Annotated in this window: 16 protein-coding genes and 1 pseudogene; 14 read left to right on the top strand and 3 right to left on the bottom strand. The window is 71.3% G+C overall.

The genetic code is table 11. From position 1 onward, the window contains the following. Positions 1-97 precede the first annotated feature (97 nt). Both ACIBU0_RS31100 and ACIBU0_RS31095 read left to right on the top strand, forming a co-directional pair. A complete protein-coding gene (locus ACIBU0_RS31100) occupies positions 98-472 on the top strand; it encodes a VOC family protein (protein ID WP_398825045.1) in 375 nt (124 codons plus the stop codon). A 52-nt stretch (positions 473-524) separates the two neighbouring features. Further along, positions 525-1,067, top strand: coding sequence for a GNAT family N-acetyltransferase (locus tag ACIBU0_RS31095; protein WP_398825043.1), 543 nt, complete (start codon positions 525-527; stop codon positions 1,065-1,067). 47 nt (positions 1,068-1,114) lie between these two features. Here the strand turns inward: ACIBU0_RS31095 and ACIBU0_RS31090 are convergent, their stop codons facing one another. After that, positions 1,115-2,071, bottom strand: a complete 957-nt coding sequence (locus tag ACIBU0_RS31090) for a helix-turn-helix domain-containing protein (RefSeq protein WP_398825041.1) — start codon at positions 2,069-2,071, stop codon at positions 1,115-1,117. A gap of 282 nt (positions 2,072-2,353) precedes the next feature. Between ACIBU0_RS31090 and ACIBU0_RS31085 the strand changes: the two genes are divergently transcribed. From ACIBU0_RS31085 to ACIBU0_RS31060, 6 genes and pseudogenes are all read left to right on the top strand, one after another. Continuing rightward, on the top strand, positions 2,354-3,745 hold the full coding sequence (locus tag ACIBU0_RS31085) for an ATP-binding protein (RefSeq protein WP_398825039.1): 1,392 nt from the start codon (positions 2,354-2,356) through the stop codon (positions 3,743-3,745). Continuing rightward, entirely contained in the window at positions 3,742-4,155 is a 414-nt protein-coding gene (locus ACIBU0_RS31080) for a roadblock/LC7 domain-containing protein (RefSeq protein ID WP_398825037.1), read from the top strand. Before ACIBU0_RS31085 ends, ACIBU0_RS31080 begins: the two co-directional genes overlap by 4 nt. Next, positions 4,152-4,511 carry a DUF742 domain-containing protein gene (locus tag ACIBU0_RS31075; RefSeq protein WP_398825035.1) on the top strand — a complete coding sequence of 120 codons (360 nt, stop codon included), beginning with the start codon at positions 4,152-4,154 and terminating at the stop codon, positions 4,509-4,511. Before ACIBU0_RS31080 ends, ACIBU0_RS31075 begins: the two co-directional genes overlap by 4 nt. Continuing rightward, positions 4,489-5,127: a GTP-binding protein gene (locus ACIBU0_RS31070; protein ID WP_398825033.1), complete on the top strand. Its 639-nt coding sequence runs from the start codon at positions 4,489-4,491 to the stop codon at positions 5,125-5,127. Before ACIBU0_RS31075 ends, ACIBU0_RS31070 begins: the two co-directional genes overlap by 23 nt. Next, positions 5,124-6,485, top strand: a complete 1,362-nt coding sequence (locus tag ACIBU0_RS31065; RefSeq protein ID WP_398825031.1) for a cytochrome P450 — start codon at positions 5,124-5,126, stop codon at positions 6,483-6,485. The genes ACIBU0_RS31070 and ACIBU0_RS31065 overlap by 4 nt, the downstream gene beginning before the upstream one ends. A 251-nt stretch (positions 6,486-6,736) precedes the next feature. Further along, a pseudogene (locus ACIBU0_RS31060) lies at positions 6,737-6,982 on the top strand (hypothetical protein); the annotation flags it as partial. Here the strand turns inward: ACIBU0_RS31060 and ACIBU0_RS31055 are convergent. Beyond that, positions 6,939-8,180, bottom strand: coding sequence for a cytochrome P450 (locus ACIBU0_RS31055; RefSeq protein WP_398825029.1), 1,242 nt, complete (start codon positions 8,178-8,180; stop codon positions 6,939-6,941). The pseudogene ACIBU0_RS31060 and the gene ACIBU0_RS31055 overlap by 44 nt on opposite strands. Before the next feature lie 208 nt (positions 8,181-8,388). Between ACIBU0_RS31055 and ACIBU0_RS31050 the strand changes: the two genes are divergently transcribed. After that, entirely contained in the window at positions 8,389-8,760 is a 372-nt protein-coding gene (locus ACIBU0_RS31050; protein ID WP_398825027.1) for a hypothetical protein, read from the top strand. Between the two features lie 121 nt (positions 8,761-8,881). Here the strand turns inward: ACIBU0_RS31050 and ACIBU0_RS31045 are convergent, their stop codons facing one another. Then, positions 8,882-9,160, bottom strand: coding sequence for an AAA family ATPase (locus ACIBU0_RS31045; RefSeq protein WP_398825025.1), 279 nt, complete (start codon positions 9,158-9,160; stop codon positions 8,882-8,884). Between the two features lie 796 nt (positions 9,161-9,956). Between ACIBU0_RS31045 and ACIBU0_RS31040 the strand changes: the two genes are divergently transcribed. Genes ACIBU0_RS31040 through ACIBU0_RS31020 form a run of 5 tightly spaced genes read left to right on the top strand, consistent with a single transcriptional unit; the run spans position 9,957 to position 14,900 of the window. Continuing rightward, positions 9,957-10,853, top strand: a complete 897-nt coding sequence (locus ACIBU0_RS31040; RefSeq protein ID WP_398825023.1) for a TauD/TfdA dioxygenase family protein — start codon at positions 9,957-9,959, stop codon at positions 10,851-10,853. Then, positions 10,850-11,743: an ABC transporter permease gene (locus ACIBU0_RS31035; RefSeq protein ID WP_398825021.1), complete on the top strand. Its 894-nt coding sequence runs from the start codon at positions 10,850-10,852 to the stop codon at positions 11,741-11,743. Before ACIBU0_RS31040 ends, ACIBU0_RS31035 begins: the two co-directional genes overlap by 4 nt. Next, a complete protein-coding gene (locus tag ACIBU0_RS31030) occupies positions 11,740-12,471 on the top strand; it encodes an ABC transporter ATP-binding protein (protein ID WP_398825019.1) in 732 nt (243 codons plus the stop codon). The genes ACIBU0_RS31035 and ACIBU0_RS31030 overlap by 4 nt, the downstream gene beginning before the upstream one ends. 45 nt (positions 12,472-12,516) lie before the next feature. Further along, a complete protein-coding gene (locus ACIBU0_RS31025) occupies positions 12,517-13,575 on the top strand; it encodes an aliphatic sulfonate ABC transporter substrate-binding protein (protein ID WP_398825017.1) in 1,059 nt (352 codons plus the stop codon). Then, positions 13,572-14,900, top strand: a complete 1,329-nt coding sequence (locus ACIBU0_RS31020) for an LLM class flavin-dependent oxidoreductase (protein ID WP_398825015.1) — start codon at positions 13,572-13,574, stop codon at positions 14,898-14,900. The genes ACIBU0_RS31025 and ACIBU0_RS31020 overlap by 4 nt, the downstream gene beginning before the upstream one ends. The last annotated feature ends 60 nt before the right edge of the window (positions 14,901-14,960 follow it).

The following is a 14,960-nucleotide window of genomic DNA, read 5'->3' as shown; positions in this document are numbered from 1 at the left end:
ACGGGGTGCGTCGCCGCGCATGACCGCCGCGGTGGCGGGTACGACCCCTCCCGTACCGGGCGTTGCGGAAGCGAGCGAAGAGCGAAGGGTGTCGGAAGTGATTCGAAAGCTGCAGGCGGTCGCGTTGGACTGTGCCGATCCGGTACGGCTCGCAGAGTTCTACGCGGATCTGCTCGGCGGCCGGGTGGTCGCGGACTCCGAGGATGCCGACTGGGTCGAGGTGCACGGGTTCGAGGGGACACCGCTGGCCTGCCAGCGGGTGGACGGCTACCAGCCGCCCGAGTGGCCCGGCCAGGACCGCCCGCAGCAGCTCCACCTGGACTTCGACGTGGACGACCTCGACGGAGAGGAGAAGCGGGCGCTCGCCCTCGGCGCGACGGTGCTGGAGCGGACGGACCAGCTCCGCCCGGGGGCCAACTGGCGGATCTACGCGGACCCGGCCGGCCATCCGTTCTGCCTCTGCTTCCACTGAGCCCCCCTCATATTTGTTTGCCGCAGGCAGCCCGGTCGGATAGGAAGCTTGCATGCTGAAGGGCGACAAGGTCGGGCTGAGGGCCCGGCACGAGGACGACATCCCGGTTCTGCAGGCCGAGCTCGCCGACGACGTGGTCAACGCCTCTCGGGCCGCAGGCCGTGCGTGGCGGCCGATCACGCCGGGCTCACAGGAAGCGCCGTTCGTCGTGGACGACAAGGAGCAGGGGGTCGTCCCGTTCTCCGTGGTGGAGTTGGACGGCGGCACGCTGATCGGCGCCGCCACACTGTGGGGCATCGACAACCACAACCGGTCCGCGCACGTCGGCCTTGGACTGCTGCCGTCCTCCCGCGGCAAGGGCTACGGCACCGATGTCGTCGGGGTGCTGTGCCACTACGGTTTCGTGGTGCGCGGCCTGCAGCGGCTGCAGGTCGAAACGCTGTCGGACAATGCCGCGATGCTGCGCTCCGCCGAGCGCAACGGCTTCGTCCGCGAGGGCGTACTGCGCTCCTCGGCCTGGGTGATGGGCGAGTTCCTGGACGAGGTGCTGCTCGGACTCCTCGCCGACGAGTGGAAGCGGGACTCGAAGGGCTAGGCAGCCGCCCGACGGTCGAGGGCCGAGGGGGGACGGGGGGATGCGGATCAGCGGGTCTTGTGACGCATCTCGCGGGGGCTCACCCCGAAGCGCCTGCGGAAGGCCGTGCTCATGGCACTGCCCGAGGTGAAGCCCGAGGCGTACGCCAGGTCCGTGATCGTCATGTGCTCGCAGTCGGCGCACAGGAGACGCTCGCGGATCAGACGCAGGCGCTCCTCGCGGATCAGGTCGCGGGGCGTGGTGCCCGCGTGCTGGAGCGCGAGCTGGATCTGGCGCAGCGACCAGCCGAGGGCGCGGGCCATGGAGGTGCCGGACAGGTCGGGGTCGGCCGCGTGCTCGCGCACGTAGCGCCGGACCACCGCCTCGACCTCGCTCAGATGGCCTGGTGCGTCGGGACGGTCGTCGCCGCAGGCGAGCATGCAGAGCAGTTCGACGACCCGGTCGCAGACGGCGTCGAACTGCGCGGTGTTGAGGTGGTCGCGCTCCTCGTCCAGGCTGCGCACCACGGAGTGCACCACGCGGCCCAGCCCCTTGGTCAGATCGAGCCCGGTGGCCAGCGGTGCCTTCCGGTTCAGCGGGCCGTCGATCTCCTGCGCCGGGATCGACATGATGACACCGCGCAGGGACGCGCCGTGCAGGATCTCGAACGGCGCACCCAGTGTGATCAGGCTGCCCGTGCCCGGCGTGAGCCGCACCTCCTGGCCGTCCTGCCGCAGCTGCAGTTCGCCGGAGAGCGGGAAGAGCAGCCGGTAGTCGGGGTCCGGCATCTGGCGGATCAGGCCCGGTGTGCGGGCGTACTCGATCTGGTCGCTGTCCCACGTGACGACCTGGTAGGTGTCGCTGCGCTGCCGGACCATCTCGCCGCGGAAGACCTCGGCGCGGGCGTACCGGTAGTCCATCCGCGTCTGGTACGCCGCGACGCGCTCACTCCACAGGTCGGTCTGCTCGCGGGCTTCGACCTCGGCGGTCCTCGTCGTCTCCACGACGTAGCTTCCCGTGGGCAACGGATCCCCTTCACTGCGACGTGTCCCGACGGCCGTGAGAGCAGCCCGGAACTCTTGTGCGCTCGCGGGCTGTCACTCGGCGCAGACTAGGGACCAGCAATCGGTTTCCGGAACTCGTCCCGGCCTCATTGGCCTACGCCAGGGGCAAGATCGTCGCGATCTGCCCGTCCGGCGTGCGCGCCTGCGTCCCACAGCAACTTCTCTGCGCGTACGGACAAGTGGGCAAGCGGAAGCGGCACTACCGTCGTGCGCTCGTCGACCGCCACCTGCTGTGAGGATTTGATGACGGAACGGATACCGGAGGCGGTGTTCTGGTGCCTGGCCGTGGGCCTGTTCGCCGTCGCTGTGCTGCTCGTGCGCGAACGCGGCATCAACACACGGCAGCGCAGACGGAACGCCGAACTGAGGGACGGTCTGCGCGCGAGGGACGAGGAACTCCGCCACTTCGTCTCGGCCCGACTGCCGGCCGTGGCGGACGCGCCCCACCAGCAGGTCCCGGCCGTCGGCCTGCTCGACGACCGGCTTGCCGACACGGAGTTCGCGAAAGGCCTCGACGCGGTCCTGGAGCGGTTCGGCGGCGCGGTCGAGCACGCCCGGTCGCGTGCCGACCAGTCGGCGAAGGCCGCCCTGAAGGCCTCGATGCGCTCCATCCAGGCCCTGGCCAACGAACAGCAGGTGTCCATCGCCGAGATGCAGGACCGGCACGACAACCCCGGCGTGCTGCGCGATCTGCTCGAAATCGACCACACCAACGCCCAGTTCGGCCGCCGTGCCCAGGCCATCGCCGTACTGTGCGGCTCGTGGCCGGGCCGCCAGCGCGCCACCTCCGCGCTCGTCGAGGTCGTACGCGGCGCCACCTCCCGCATCCGCGACTACCGGCGCATCCGCATCAACGGCGAGGTCGACATCGCCGTACGGAGCCGGGCGGTCGAACCGGTGGTGCTCGCGGTCGCCGAACTCCTCGACAACGCGGCACGTCACTCGCAGCCGGGCACGACCGTCGAGGTCACCGTCCAGACGGTGCACAACGGCGCCTGCGTGGTGATCGACGACGCCGGAGTCGGCATGGACGGCCGGGCGGCCGAGCACGCCGCCGAACTGCTGGCCGGCGCCCACGCGGTGGACATCACCCGGCTCGGCGACCCGCCCCGCTTCGGCTTCGCCGTCATCGGGGCGCTCACCGAGCGCTACGGGTTCAGCGTCTCCGTGGACACGCTCTCTCCGTACGGCGGTGTACGCGCCGTGGTGTTTCTGCCGACCGCCCTGCTCACCCACCTGGACGCCGTCCCGTCGCCCGCGCCCGCGCCGCCCGCCGAAGTGCCCGCGCCCACGAACGCGCCTGCACCCGCGAACACCACCGCGCCCGCGCACCCTCCTGCGCCGGCGCCCGCGCCCGGCACCACCCTCACCGCCGATCCGGCCGCGCCTGCACTGACCTCCGAGCCCGCCCCCGACCCCGGCCCCACCGAGGCGACCACGCCAGGAGGCCTGCCCAGGCGCCGCCGTCGCTCCGCACGGCGACCGGCCGCGGAGCAGCCCGCACCGGCCGACGAGGTCGGCGGCCGCTCGGCCGAGGAGAACGCCCGGCGCATGGGCGCCTTCGCACGCGGCACCCGCTCCGGCAGGGCCGTCCAGCACTCGCTCCACGACGACGAAGGGAACAGCCACGAATGACCGGGCCCACCAACAACACGTTGGGCTGGATGCTGGACGAGGTGCTGAAGGTCCCGCAGGCGCGGCACGCGATCCTGCTCTCCGCCGACGGCATGCTCCGCGCCTTCTCCAAGGACATCGGCCGCGACGACGCCGAACGGCTGGCCGCGGGCCTGTCCGGCGTCCAGTCGATCAGCCGCAGCACGGCCGAGTTCTGCGGCACCCCGCACACCCCGTGGCGGCAGACCCTGATCGAGTTCGCGGACGGCTACGTCTTCCTGGTCGCCGCGGGTGAGGGCGCCTACCTCGCGGTCTCCACCGGGGAGGACGTCGACATGGAGGCGGTCACCTACCGTATGCACAAACTCGTCGACCGGCTCGGCAAGGAGCTGACCAGCCCCGCCCGGCAGGACACCGGCAGCCCGGCATGACGCCCCGGCGCCGTCCCGCAGACAGGCTGGTGCGGTCGTACGTCGTCACGGACGGCCGCGCCCATCCCACCCGCAACACCCTGGACCTGGTCACCCTGCTGATCGCGGCCGGCGATCTGCCGCTGACCGGTCTCAACCCGGAAAAGCGCAGGCTCATGGAGCTGTGCCGGCCCGGAGCCCTGTCCGTCGCCGAGGTGGCCGGACATCTGTCGCTGCCGGTGGGCGTGGCCAAAGTGCTGATCGCCGACCTCATGGACAGCGGCCACATCGTCACCCGCGCGCCGATCCCCGCCGCCGGGCCCACCGACCCGCGCATCCTCCAGGAGGTGCTCGATGGACTCCGCGCCCGCCTCTGACGACGTCTACCTGCGGCCCAGTGTGCAGACGGCGGTCAAGCTGCTCATCGTGGGCCACTTCGCGGTCGGCAAGACCACGTTCGTCGGCACGCTCTCCGAGATCCGTCCCCTGCGCACCGAGGAGGTCATGACCGAGGCCGGCGCCCTCGTCGACGACCTGGCGGGCACGCGGGACAAGACGACCACCACGGTCGCCCTCGACTTCGGCCGGCTCACCCTCAACGACCGCCTGGTGCTCTACCTCTTCGGCACCCCGGGCCAGCAGCGCTTCACCCGGCTGTGGCAGGACATGACGCAGGGCGCGCTCGGCGCGCTCGTCCTCGCCGACACCCGTCGCCTCAGCCAGTCGTTCGAGGTCATGGGCCTGCTGGAGGAGTACGGACTGCCGTACGCGGTCGCCCTCAACCAGTTCCACGACGCTCCCGCGTACGAGCTCGACGAGGTGCGCGAGGCCCTCGATCTGCTGCCGGAAACCCCCCTCGTGCGCTGCGACGCCCGCGACCGGGTCTCGTCCACGCGCGCCCTCATCCATCTCGCCGAGTACCTCCTGACCCTCTCCCACTCTCGGCCCGGCCCGAGCGAGGGGACCCCCAACGGCCACCTGGAGCACGCGTGACCTCCGCATCCCCCGTACCGCCCGTCCCGCCGCCGGGCTGCCCCGCCCACGAGTCCCTGTACGGGCCCGAGTTCGCCGCCGACCCGGCCGCCGTCTACCGGCGGCTGCGCGAGGCCGGACCGATCGCGCCGGTCGAACTGGCGCCGGGTGTGCGGGCTTCGCTCGTCGTCGGATACGACGCCGCCCTGCACGTGCTGCGCAGTACCGAGACGTTCTCGAAGGACCCGCGCCGCTGGCAGGACCTGGCGGACGGCACGGTGCCCCTGGACAGCCCGGTCGTGCCGATGATGATGTACCGGCCGAACGCGCTGTGGTCCGACGGCGCGGAACAGCGCAGACTGCGCGGCGCGATCACGGACAGTCTGGCCCGGGTCGACCCCGCCACCCTGCGCGGCCACGTCGAGGCGAGCGCGGACACGCTCATCGACCGCATCGCCCCGGCCGGGCAGGCCGATCTGCTCGGCGAGTACGCCCAGGTGCTTCCCTTGCTCGTGTTCAACCGCCTGTTCGGCTGCCCGGCCGACTACGGAGAGCGGCTGGTGCGCGGCATGTCCGGGATCTTCGACGGGGTGGACGCCGAGAAGGCGAACGAACTGCTCGCGACGACGCTGCTGGACCTCGTCACGCTGAAACGCCGGCGGCCCGGGCCGGATGTGACGTCCTGGCTCATGGACCATCCCGCCGGGCTCACCGACGAGGAGATGGTGCACACCCTCGTCCTGCTGATGGGCGCGGGCACCGAGCCGCAGCAGAACCTGATCGCCAACAGCCTGCGGCTGCTGCTGTCCGACGACCGGTTCGAGGGCAGTCTCTCGGGCGGCAGCCTGCCGGTCGAGGACGCCCTCGACGAGGTGCTGTGGACCGACCCGCCCATGGCGAACTACGCCGTGCACTACCCGATCCACGACGTCGTGTACGAAGGGATGGTGCTGCGGGCGGGGCGTCCGCTCGTGGTCAGCCTCGCCGCGGCGAACACCGACCCTTCCCTGACGGTGGATCAGCGTGCGGGCAACCGCGCCCACTTGGCGTGGAGCGCCGGCCCGCACAACTGTCCGGCACAGAGTCCGGCCCGGCTGATCGCGGCGGTGGCCGTGGAGAAGCTGCTCGACCGGCTTCCCGACGTCGAACTCGCCGTACCGGTCGAGGAGTTGACATGGCGGCCCGGCCCCTTCCACCGCGCGCTGACCGCCCTGCCGGTGACGTTCCCGCCGACCGCCTCCCTCCCCCCGTCCACCGCCGGCGACGAGCCGCCCGCCGAGCGCATCGCGCCGATGCCGGGCCCGTCCGCGGTGCCCGGGGCCGAGCGCGTGCGGCCCGGGTGGGCGGCCCGGCTGCTGGGGTGGTGGCGGGGGGAGTGATCAGGACAGGTGTAGCGGAGGGGAGCGGTGGCCGTGGAGAAGCTGCTCGACCGGCTTTACGACGTCGAACTCGCCGTACCGGTCAAGGAGTTGGCCTGGCGGCCGGGCCCCTTCCACCGCGCGGAGCGCATCGCGCCGATGCCGGGCTCGTCCACGGTGGCCGGGGCCGAGCGTGTGCGGCCCGGGTGGGGGTGGTCCGGCTGCTGGGGTGGTGGCGGGGGGAGTGATCAGGAGAGGTGTAGCGGAGGGGAGCGGTGGCCGTGGAGAAGCTGCTCGACCGGCTTGCCGACGTCGAACTCGCCGTACCGGTCGAGGAGTTGGCCTGGCGGCCGGGCCCCTTCCACCGCGCGGAGCGCATCGCGCCGATGCCGGGCTCGTCCACGGTGGCCGGGGCCGAGCGCGCGCGGCACGGGTGGGTGGTCCGGCTGCTGGGGTGGTGGCGGGGGCGAGTGATCAGGACAGGTGTACCGGAAGGGAGCGGTGGCCGTTGGAGATGAAGGAGTCGACCGGCTCCAACTCGTCCTGGGGCACGGCGAGCCGGAGGCCCGGGAAGCGGTCGAAGAGGGCCCGGAGCGCGATGCGGGCCTCGAGCCGCCCCAGCGGAGCACCCAGGCAGAAGTGCACGCCGTGCCCGAAGGCCAGGTGCTCCTTGTCGGCGCGGGTGACGTCGAAGCGGTCGGCGTCCTCGCCGTACTTCCCGGGGTGACGCCCGGCGGCCGCGTACGCGGCGAGGATGGCCTCGCCCTTGCCGATCACCACCCCGTCCGGGCCGCCGAACTCGCTCATCACGAGGTCGTCGACGGCGTACCGCAGCGGCAGACTGGCGACGGGCGCCTCCACGCGCAGCGCCTCCTCGACCACGTCGTCCCAGGAGACCCGGCCGGAGCGGACGTGGGCGAGCTGGTCCGGATGGGTCAGCAGGAGGTGGATGGCGTTGTCGATCAGGTTGACCGTGGTCTCATGGCCGGCGCTGACCATGAGCACCAGGGTGTCGAGCAGCTCCTGCTCGCTCAGCCGGGTGTCGCCGTCGTCGCGGGCGGCGATGAGCGCCGAGGCCAGGTCGTCGCCGGGCGACCGCCGTTTGAGGGCGACGAGTTCGCCCATGGCCGCGTAGAACCGGGCGTAGATGTCGGTGACTTCCTCCGGGGTGGCGGAGGTGTGGAAGACGCCGTCCACGACAGCCCGGAGCTCCGCGCCCTGTTCCTCGGGCAGGCCGAAGAGCTCGCTGATCACCTGAATCGGCAGCGAATAGCAGAACTCCTCGCGTATGTCGACGACTTGGCCGTCCCGTCCGGCCTCCTCGATGCGGTCCAGCAGCGTCGCGGCGATCTCCTCGATACGCGGCCGGAGCGCCGCGGCGCGGCGTGCGGTGAAAGCCTTGGAGACCAGGGCACGCAGCCGTTTGTGCTCGCCTCCGTAGGCGGTGAACATGTTCTGCACCGCGACCCAGGTGAACAGCGACCATTCCGGGGCGACCTCGCCGTTGATCCACCGAGTCCAGTGCCGGCGCGGGTCCTTGGACACGCGTGCGTCGGTGAGCAGGCGCTTGAGGAGGTCGGGACTGCTGACGGCCCAGGCCTGGACACCGTCGGGCAGTTCCACGAGGGTCACCGGTCCGCGCTCGCGGATCCGGGCGGCCTCGCCGTGGATGTCGCGGCCGGTCGGGTCGATCACTAACGGACGGGTGTGTCCCATGGAAGTCTCCCTGGCGCTCGCTCACCAATACGACCGGTAAAGCTACTTGGACGTAGCGTGCCCGGGCCAGGCCGGCCGGCGCGCGCTGCGCCCAGGGACAACTTCTCTGCGCCCGCACGCAAGTCGGCGGTGCGCTCGCGCCCTACGGTCGGGCTGTCCGATCGGAAAGCCGGTGAGTGTGATGACAGTCGGCAGGTCCCCGTGGTGGATGCAACCCGGCAGTGTCGAGGTGCGGATGGTGCCCGCGGGCGGCTGGTGGGACGCCGTACGCGTGCCGCTCGGCCCCGGCAACGACGTACTCCGGCACCTCGGCGACGAGACGGGAGCCGTGATCAGGGACGGCTTCGGCGGGCGCCTGTACTGGCTGGTTCCTCCCGGCTCCGCAGCCGACTGGAACCTCCCGCAGGTGCGTGTCCTCGGCCGGGGCAGCCACGTCGCGATCCCGCCGCTCCACCGCGTCTCGACCCCAGGGCTGTGCTGGCAGATCCCTCCGTCGCGCGACCACGAGTGGACGAACACGCCCCGCCTGCACGCCGCCCTCCGCACGGCCCTCCTCCCCGAGAAGTCCCCCACCCTCTGAACACCCGCCCCGGCCGATCCTGAGCCCGGCCGGGGTGGGGCTCGCGGGTGACATCGCCGGGTGGACAGCAGGCCCGGTCGAACCGGCCGAGACCGCGCGTCCCCTCGCGGCCAGGTACCCGTCAGCCCGACCGGAGGCGAGCGAGCAGCGTGGTCAGTGACTCGCACGGTTCCCGCCCGACGACCTGCTGCCGGCCCGGCGACGGCAGGCCCTGGATGTCGACGGAACGCGAGGACACGCGGCGCCGGTGTTCCGCTGGGCCGGAGCGGACCACCTCCACCTGGACGATCGCCTGTTCGATGGTGTCCGCCCGCAGGTGAACGGCACCGATCCGGGCCGCCGGCAGACGGGCGAGAGTGGTCTTGCCGGTGCAGGGCAGTCCGCCCATGACGATGAGCACGTGACAGGAGGCTCCCCGGTGTCTGTCCGTTGAACGCGGTCAGGCCCAACACCCGGCCGTCGGTCCGGAACCGGATCCGGCGACGGCGTCGCCCGGTTGCGGCGGGCTGCCCGGGCCTGCGGCGACGACCTCGCCGACGGCGGGGCCGAGGAGTGCGTCACCGGCGCGGGGGGCGGCAGCGGCACTCTCTCGGGCGCGCCCTCCGATCAGGGTCCGCAGCCCGGGGAACGCGAGGAAGTACCGGTTGCGGACGAGGACGTGTCCGGGGGCGGGCTCGGGCGGCGGCTGTACGACGACCGCGAAGTGGTCAAGACCGGTCGGCGCGGCCCGCAGACGGTACTTCCTGACGTGCGCGTCAAGGGCAAGGACGGCTGCCGGTGCACTCCGTGTCCGCCATGCAAGACCTGTCCGGAATTTCTTGACCAACGCGGTGGACGTCTGCTGAACTCCCGTTCCATGAACCCGCGCGTGGACCTGACCCGGCGCCGCCACATCGACCTGGCGCACGTCTCCAGCGCGTTTTGTTGTCGCTGAGCCGGGAAGTGCTCCCCGGCGGCGGCCGGTGTGCGCCCATGGCGCCCCACGCAGCGGCGGTGTGAAGCCGCCCGCACCGCGACGCCTCCCCGCGGGACCGTCGTACCCACCTCCTGAGGGCTCCACGTCTCCTCTCCTTCCCGGATGAGCCGGGAGCCTCTTCGCGCGCGCCGACGCGGTCGCTGAACGCGCGGCCCTTCACCTCGACTCCTCGCTCTCCGGCACGCCTTGGTGTGCCCATCCGTCCCCGGAGGGACCCCTCATGCCTCCGTCCATCCGTAAGCTCACCGGTCGCATCGGCGCGGTCGTCGAGGGTGTCGACCTCACGGCGCCGCCCGACCTCTCGACGGTCACGGCGCTCCGTGACGCGCTCAACGAGCACAAAGCGATCGTCTTCGACGACGTCCATCTCGACGATGCCGGTCAGGAACGTGTGGCCGGGTGGTTCGGCGACCTCACCGCCGCCCATCCGAACGTGCCGGCCGCCGACGGCACGACGAACGTGCTCGCCGTCGACAGCGAGACGTCCAAGGCCAACGAGTGGCACACGGACGTCACCTTCGTGGTCAACCCGCCGCAGCTCACCACGCTCCGGTCCATCGTGACCACGCCCTACGGCGGCGAGACACTCATCGCCAACGCGGCCGCGGCGTACCGCGACCTGCCCGCACCCCTGCGCGCCCTCGCGGATTCGCTGCGTGTCGTGCACACCAACCAGTACGACTACGCCCGCCCTTCGGCCACGACCGAGCAGCGGCAGGAGTACGACCGGATCTTCGTCTCGACGCCCTACGAGGCCGAGCACCCTCTCGTGCGGGTGCATCCGCTGACAGGTGAACGCGGGCTGTTCATCGGCGGGTTCGCCAAGCGGATCGTCGGTCTGTCGAACGGCGAATCGGCGGAACTGCTGCGCATCTTCCAGTCGTACGTCACCCGTCCGGAGAACGTCCTGCGCTGGACCTGGTCCCCGAACCAGCTGCTGATCTTCGACAACCGGATCACCCAGCACTACGGGGTGGACAACTACGACGACCACCCGCGCCGCCTCAACCGGGTCACGGTCGCGGGCGAGGTACCGACCGGTGTCGACGGCCGCCGCAGCGAGCAACTCGTCGGCGACGCCTCCCACTACAGCAGGGTCCTGGCGGTGGCGGCATGACCGACGTCCGCATCCCGGCGCCGGCCGTCACCACGGGCCCGGACGCCGAGACGACCGGCGCGCGGGGCCGCGAGGTGTTCCTGCCGCGCGACGCCCGCCGCCGCACGCCGCTCAGCACACTGCGCGAGCGCCTGCGCTGGCCGCTGGGCATCTACACGACTCCGGTCGCGATCCTGATCGCCTGGGAGATCCTCGCCCGGGTGGGAGTGGTGTCCAAGACCTACGCTCCGGCGCCGACCTCGATCGTGCAGTCCGCCGCGGATCTGTGGCAACAGGGCGTCCTCGGACCGGACTTGGCCATCTCCCTGCAGCGGGCCGGCATCGGGCTCGCGATCGGTCTGACGGTGGGCGTCGTCGCCGGGGTGCTCGGCGGGCTGCTGCGCAGCGGGGAGTACCTGTTCAACGGCGTCGTGCAGGTGCTCAACACGATCCCGCTCCTCGCCGTGCTGCCGCTGATGATCGTGTGGTTCGGCATCGACGAGCTCACGAAGGTGCTCCTGATCTCCTTCGGAGCGGGCGTGCCGATGTACCTCAACCTGTTCGCCGCGATCCGGGGCGTCGACCAGCGGCTCATCGAGATGGCGCGCACGACGGGCGCCGGCACGTGGCGCCTGGTGACGCGCGTGCTGGTGCCCGGAGCCCTGCCGGGGTTCCTGGTCGGCCTCCGGTTCTCCCTGGCGTACAGCGTCCTGGGTCTCGTCGCCGCCGAAACGGTCAACGCCGACAAGGGACTTGGCTTCCTCATCACTCAGGGGCAGACCTATCTCCAGACCAACCAGGTCTTCGTGGGGCTGGTGATCTACTCGCTGCTCGGTCTGCTCGCCGACCAGTTCGTCCGGGTTCTCGAGCGGGTGCTGCTGCGGTGGCGACCCAGTTATGAGGCGTCATGAGCAGCACCATCGAGGCACAGCCGTGCCGTCGGACCGGGGCCGTCGTCGAGCAGGTGGTCCGTAGGTTCGGTGACCGGGTGGTGCTCGACCATCTCGACCTCACCATCGACGACGAGGAGTTGGTGATCCTGCTCGGTCCCTCGGGCTGCGGCAAGAGCACCCTCCTGCGGCTGCTCGCCGGACTGGACCGGCCCGACGGCGGGCGCGTGGAGGTTCCGGCACGGCGTGCGATCGTCTTCCAGGCCGACCGGCTCCTGCCATGGCAGCGGGTCCTGCGCAACGTCACGCTCGGCCTGCACGGACCCGACGCGGACCGGCGGGCCCGTGACGTACTCGCCGAGGTCGGACTCGCGGGCCGCGAGAAGGCCTGGCCCAAGGAACTCTCCGGCGGCGAGGCCCAGCGGGTGTCGCTCGCCCGGGCCCTGGTCTCCGAGCCCGAACTCGTGCTGCTCGACGAGCCGTTCGCGGCCCTCGACGCGATCACCCGGCTGCGCATGCACGACCTCGTACGCGCGCTGCGCACCAGGCACCACGCCGCCATGCTGCTCGTCACCCACGACGTCGACGAGGCCATCGCCCTCGCGGACCGCATCGTCGTCATGAGCAACGGCCGCATCGGCACCTCGCACGAGGTGCGCCTCTCCGCCACGGACCGCGAAGCGAGCGTCGCACGCGAGGAACTCCGCGCCCGGCTCCTGGCAGACCTCGGCCTCGCAGGCCGGCACTGACCTCCCCGAAAAGACCCTCACCCAGCACAGAAAGCACGACAACTCATGCGCATCACAACCACCAGAGTCATCGGCGCCGTCGGCTCGCTCGCCCTGGCGAGCACCCTCGTCGCCTGCGGATCCTCGTCCTCCGACACCGCCGCGCCGCTGAGCAACGCGGCCGACGCGAGCGACGCCAAGCACCCCCAGTGGAGCACGTACACGTTCACCATCGGCGACAACGGCGGTGACGGCAGCCAGGAGCTGGCCAAGATCACCGGTGTGTTCGACAACGCGCCCTACAAGGTGAAGTTCGCCCGCTTCACCTACGGCCCACCCCTCGTGCAGGCCGCCGCGTCCGGCGACATCGACCTCGGCAGCGTCGGCGACGTACCGCCGATCACCGGGGCGGCGAAGGAGTACGGCTTCAAGGTCGTCGCCGTCAACCGCTCGCTCACGCCCGACCAGGCGGTGGAGAACATCATCGTGCCGAAGGGCTCGAAGCTGAGGACGGCCGCCGACCTCAAGGGCAAGAGAATCGCCGTCCCGCAGGGCAGCTCGGCCCACGGCCTGGCCCTGAACGCGCTGAAGAGCGTCGGCCTCACCCCCAAGGACGCGAAGCTGGTCTTCCTCGACCCGGCGGCCGGCGCGACGGCGTTCAACACCGGGAAGGTGGACGCCTGGGCGATCTGGAACCCGCAGTCGGCCATCGCCGTCAAGAACGGCGCGCGGATCCTGGTGAAGGGGCTCCCGCCCATCGACCAGACGAGCAGCTACTACGTCGCCGGCGACAAGTCGCTCCAGGACAAGACCAAGCGTGCGGCTCTCACGGACGTCCTGAAGAGGCTCTCACGCGAGTTCGCCTGGGCGGTCGAGCACCCCGACCAGTACGCGCAGGCGCTGTCGAAGGAGCAGGGCATCCCCCTGGCAGACGCCAAGGCGTCCCTGGCCGCCTACTCGAACCGGGTGACTCCGGTGGAGCAGTCGGACATCGATCTGGAGCAGAAGCTCGCCGACGCCTTCCTGGAGGCCGGACAGATCACCAAGGAGGTCGACGTCAAGTCGATCACCGACAATCTCCTCCCGGCCGGCTACGACAGCTCCAAGCTGAAGGTCACCTCATGAGCGACAGACGGCGACGGCTCCACCTCAACGCCTTCCTCATGGAAGCGGGCCACCACGAAGCGGCCTGGCGGCTCCCCGACAGCAACCCTCGTGCGGACTTCGACCTGCGGCACTGGATCGAGCTGGCGCAGCTGGCCGAGAGCGCCAAGTTCGACTCGCTGTTCCTCGCGGACGGCCCGGCCCTCATCGGCACCGGCGAGTTCCGTCCGCCGGGCCAGCTCGAACCGCTGACCCTGCTGACCGCACTGTCCCAGGCGACCAGCCGGATCGGCCTCATCGCGACCGTGTCGTCGACCTACAACGAGCCGTACAACCTGGCCCGCCGGCTCGCCTCCGTCGACCACGTCAGCGGCGGTCGCGCCGGCTGGAACATCGTCACCTCGGCAGGCGCCGACGAGGCCGCCAACTTCGGACTCGACGACCGCCCCGGCCACGCCGAGCGCTACGCCCGCGCCGACGAGTTCCTGAAGGTCGCCAAGGCGCTGTGGGACAGCTGGGAGGCCGAGGCCGTCGTGGCGGACAGGGCCACGGGACGCTACGCGGACCCCGGGCGGCTGCACCGGCTCGGCCACCAGGGCCGGTACTTCAAGGTGTCCGGCCCGCTCAACGTCGAGCGTCCGCCGCAGGGTTACCCGCTGCTCGTCCAGGCCGGCTCCTCCGAGGACGGCAAGGACTTCGCGGCCCGCCACGCCGAGGCGATCTTCACCGCGCACACGACCTACGAGCGCGCGGCCGCCTTCTACACCGACATCAAGGCACGGGCCAGGGCCGCGGGTCGCGACCCGGAAGGCGTGATCGTCCTGCCGGGCATCGTCCCGTACATCGGCTCCACGGAGGAGGAGGCCCGGGCCCTGGCGAAGCAGTTCGACGAGCTGCGCGTCCCGGACTACGGGCTGCGCCAACTGGCCGCCGTGTTCGAGACCGAGCCGTCGGTCTTCCAACTCGACGAACCGCTCCCGGACTTCATCCTCGCCAGGCCGAAGCTGGAAGGCTCGCAGAGCCGTTCCGACCTGATCATCGACCTCGCGGTGCGCGAGCAGCTGACGGTCCGGCAGGTCATCTCCCGGCTCGGGGGCGGGCGCGGTCACTTCGAGTTCATCGGCACGCCCGAGCAGGTCGCGGACACGATCATCGCCTGGTTCGAGGGCGGTGCCGCGGACGGCTTCAACATCATGGCGCCCGCCCTGCCGTCGGGGCTGGCGGCCTTCGCCGAGCACGTGCTGCCGATCCTGCGGGGCAAGGGGCTGTTCCGCGAGGAGTACGAGGGCACAACCCTGCGCGAGCACTACGGACTCCCGGTCCCGGCGAACCAGTTCCGGGCCTGACCGATCAGGACTCCCGCCGCTTCCCGGAGCGGCGGGAGCCCGCCCGAGAGGGACACCCCA

Source organism: Streptomyces sp. NPDC049627, from assembly GCF_044465645.1.
GTDB lineage: Bacteria > Actinomycetota > Actinomycetes > Streptomycetales > Streptomycetaceae > Streptomyces.
This window is presented reverse-complemented; position numbering and strand designations above follow the sequence as displayed.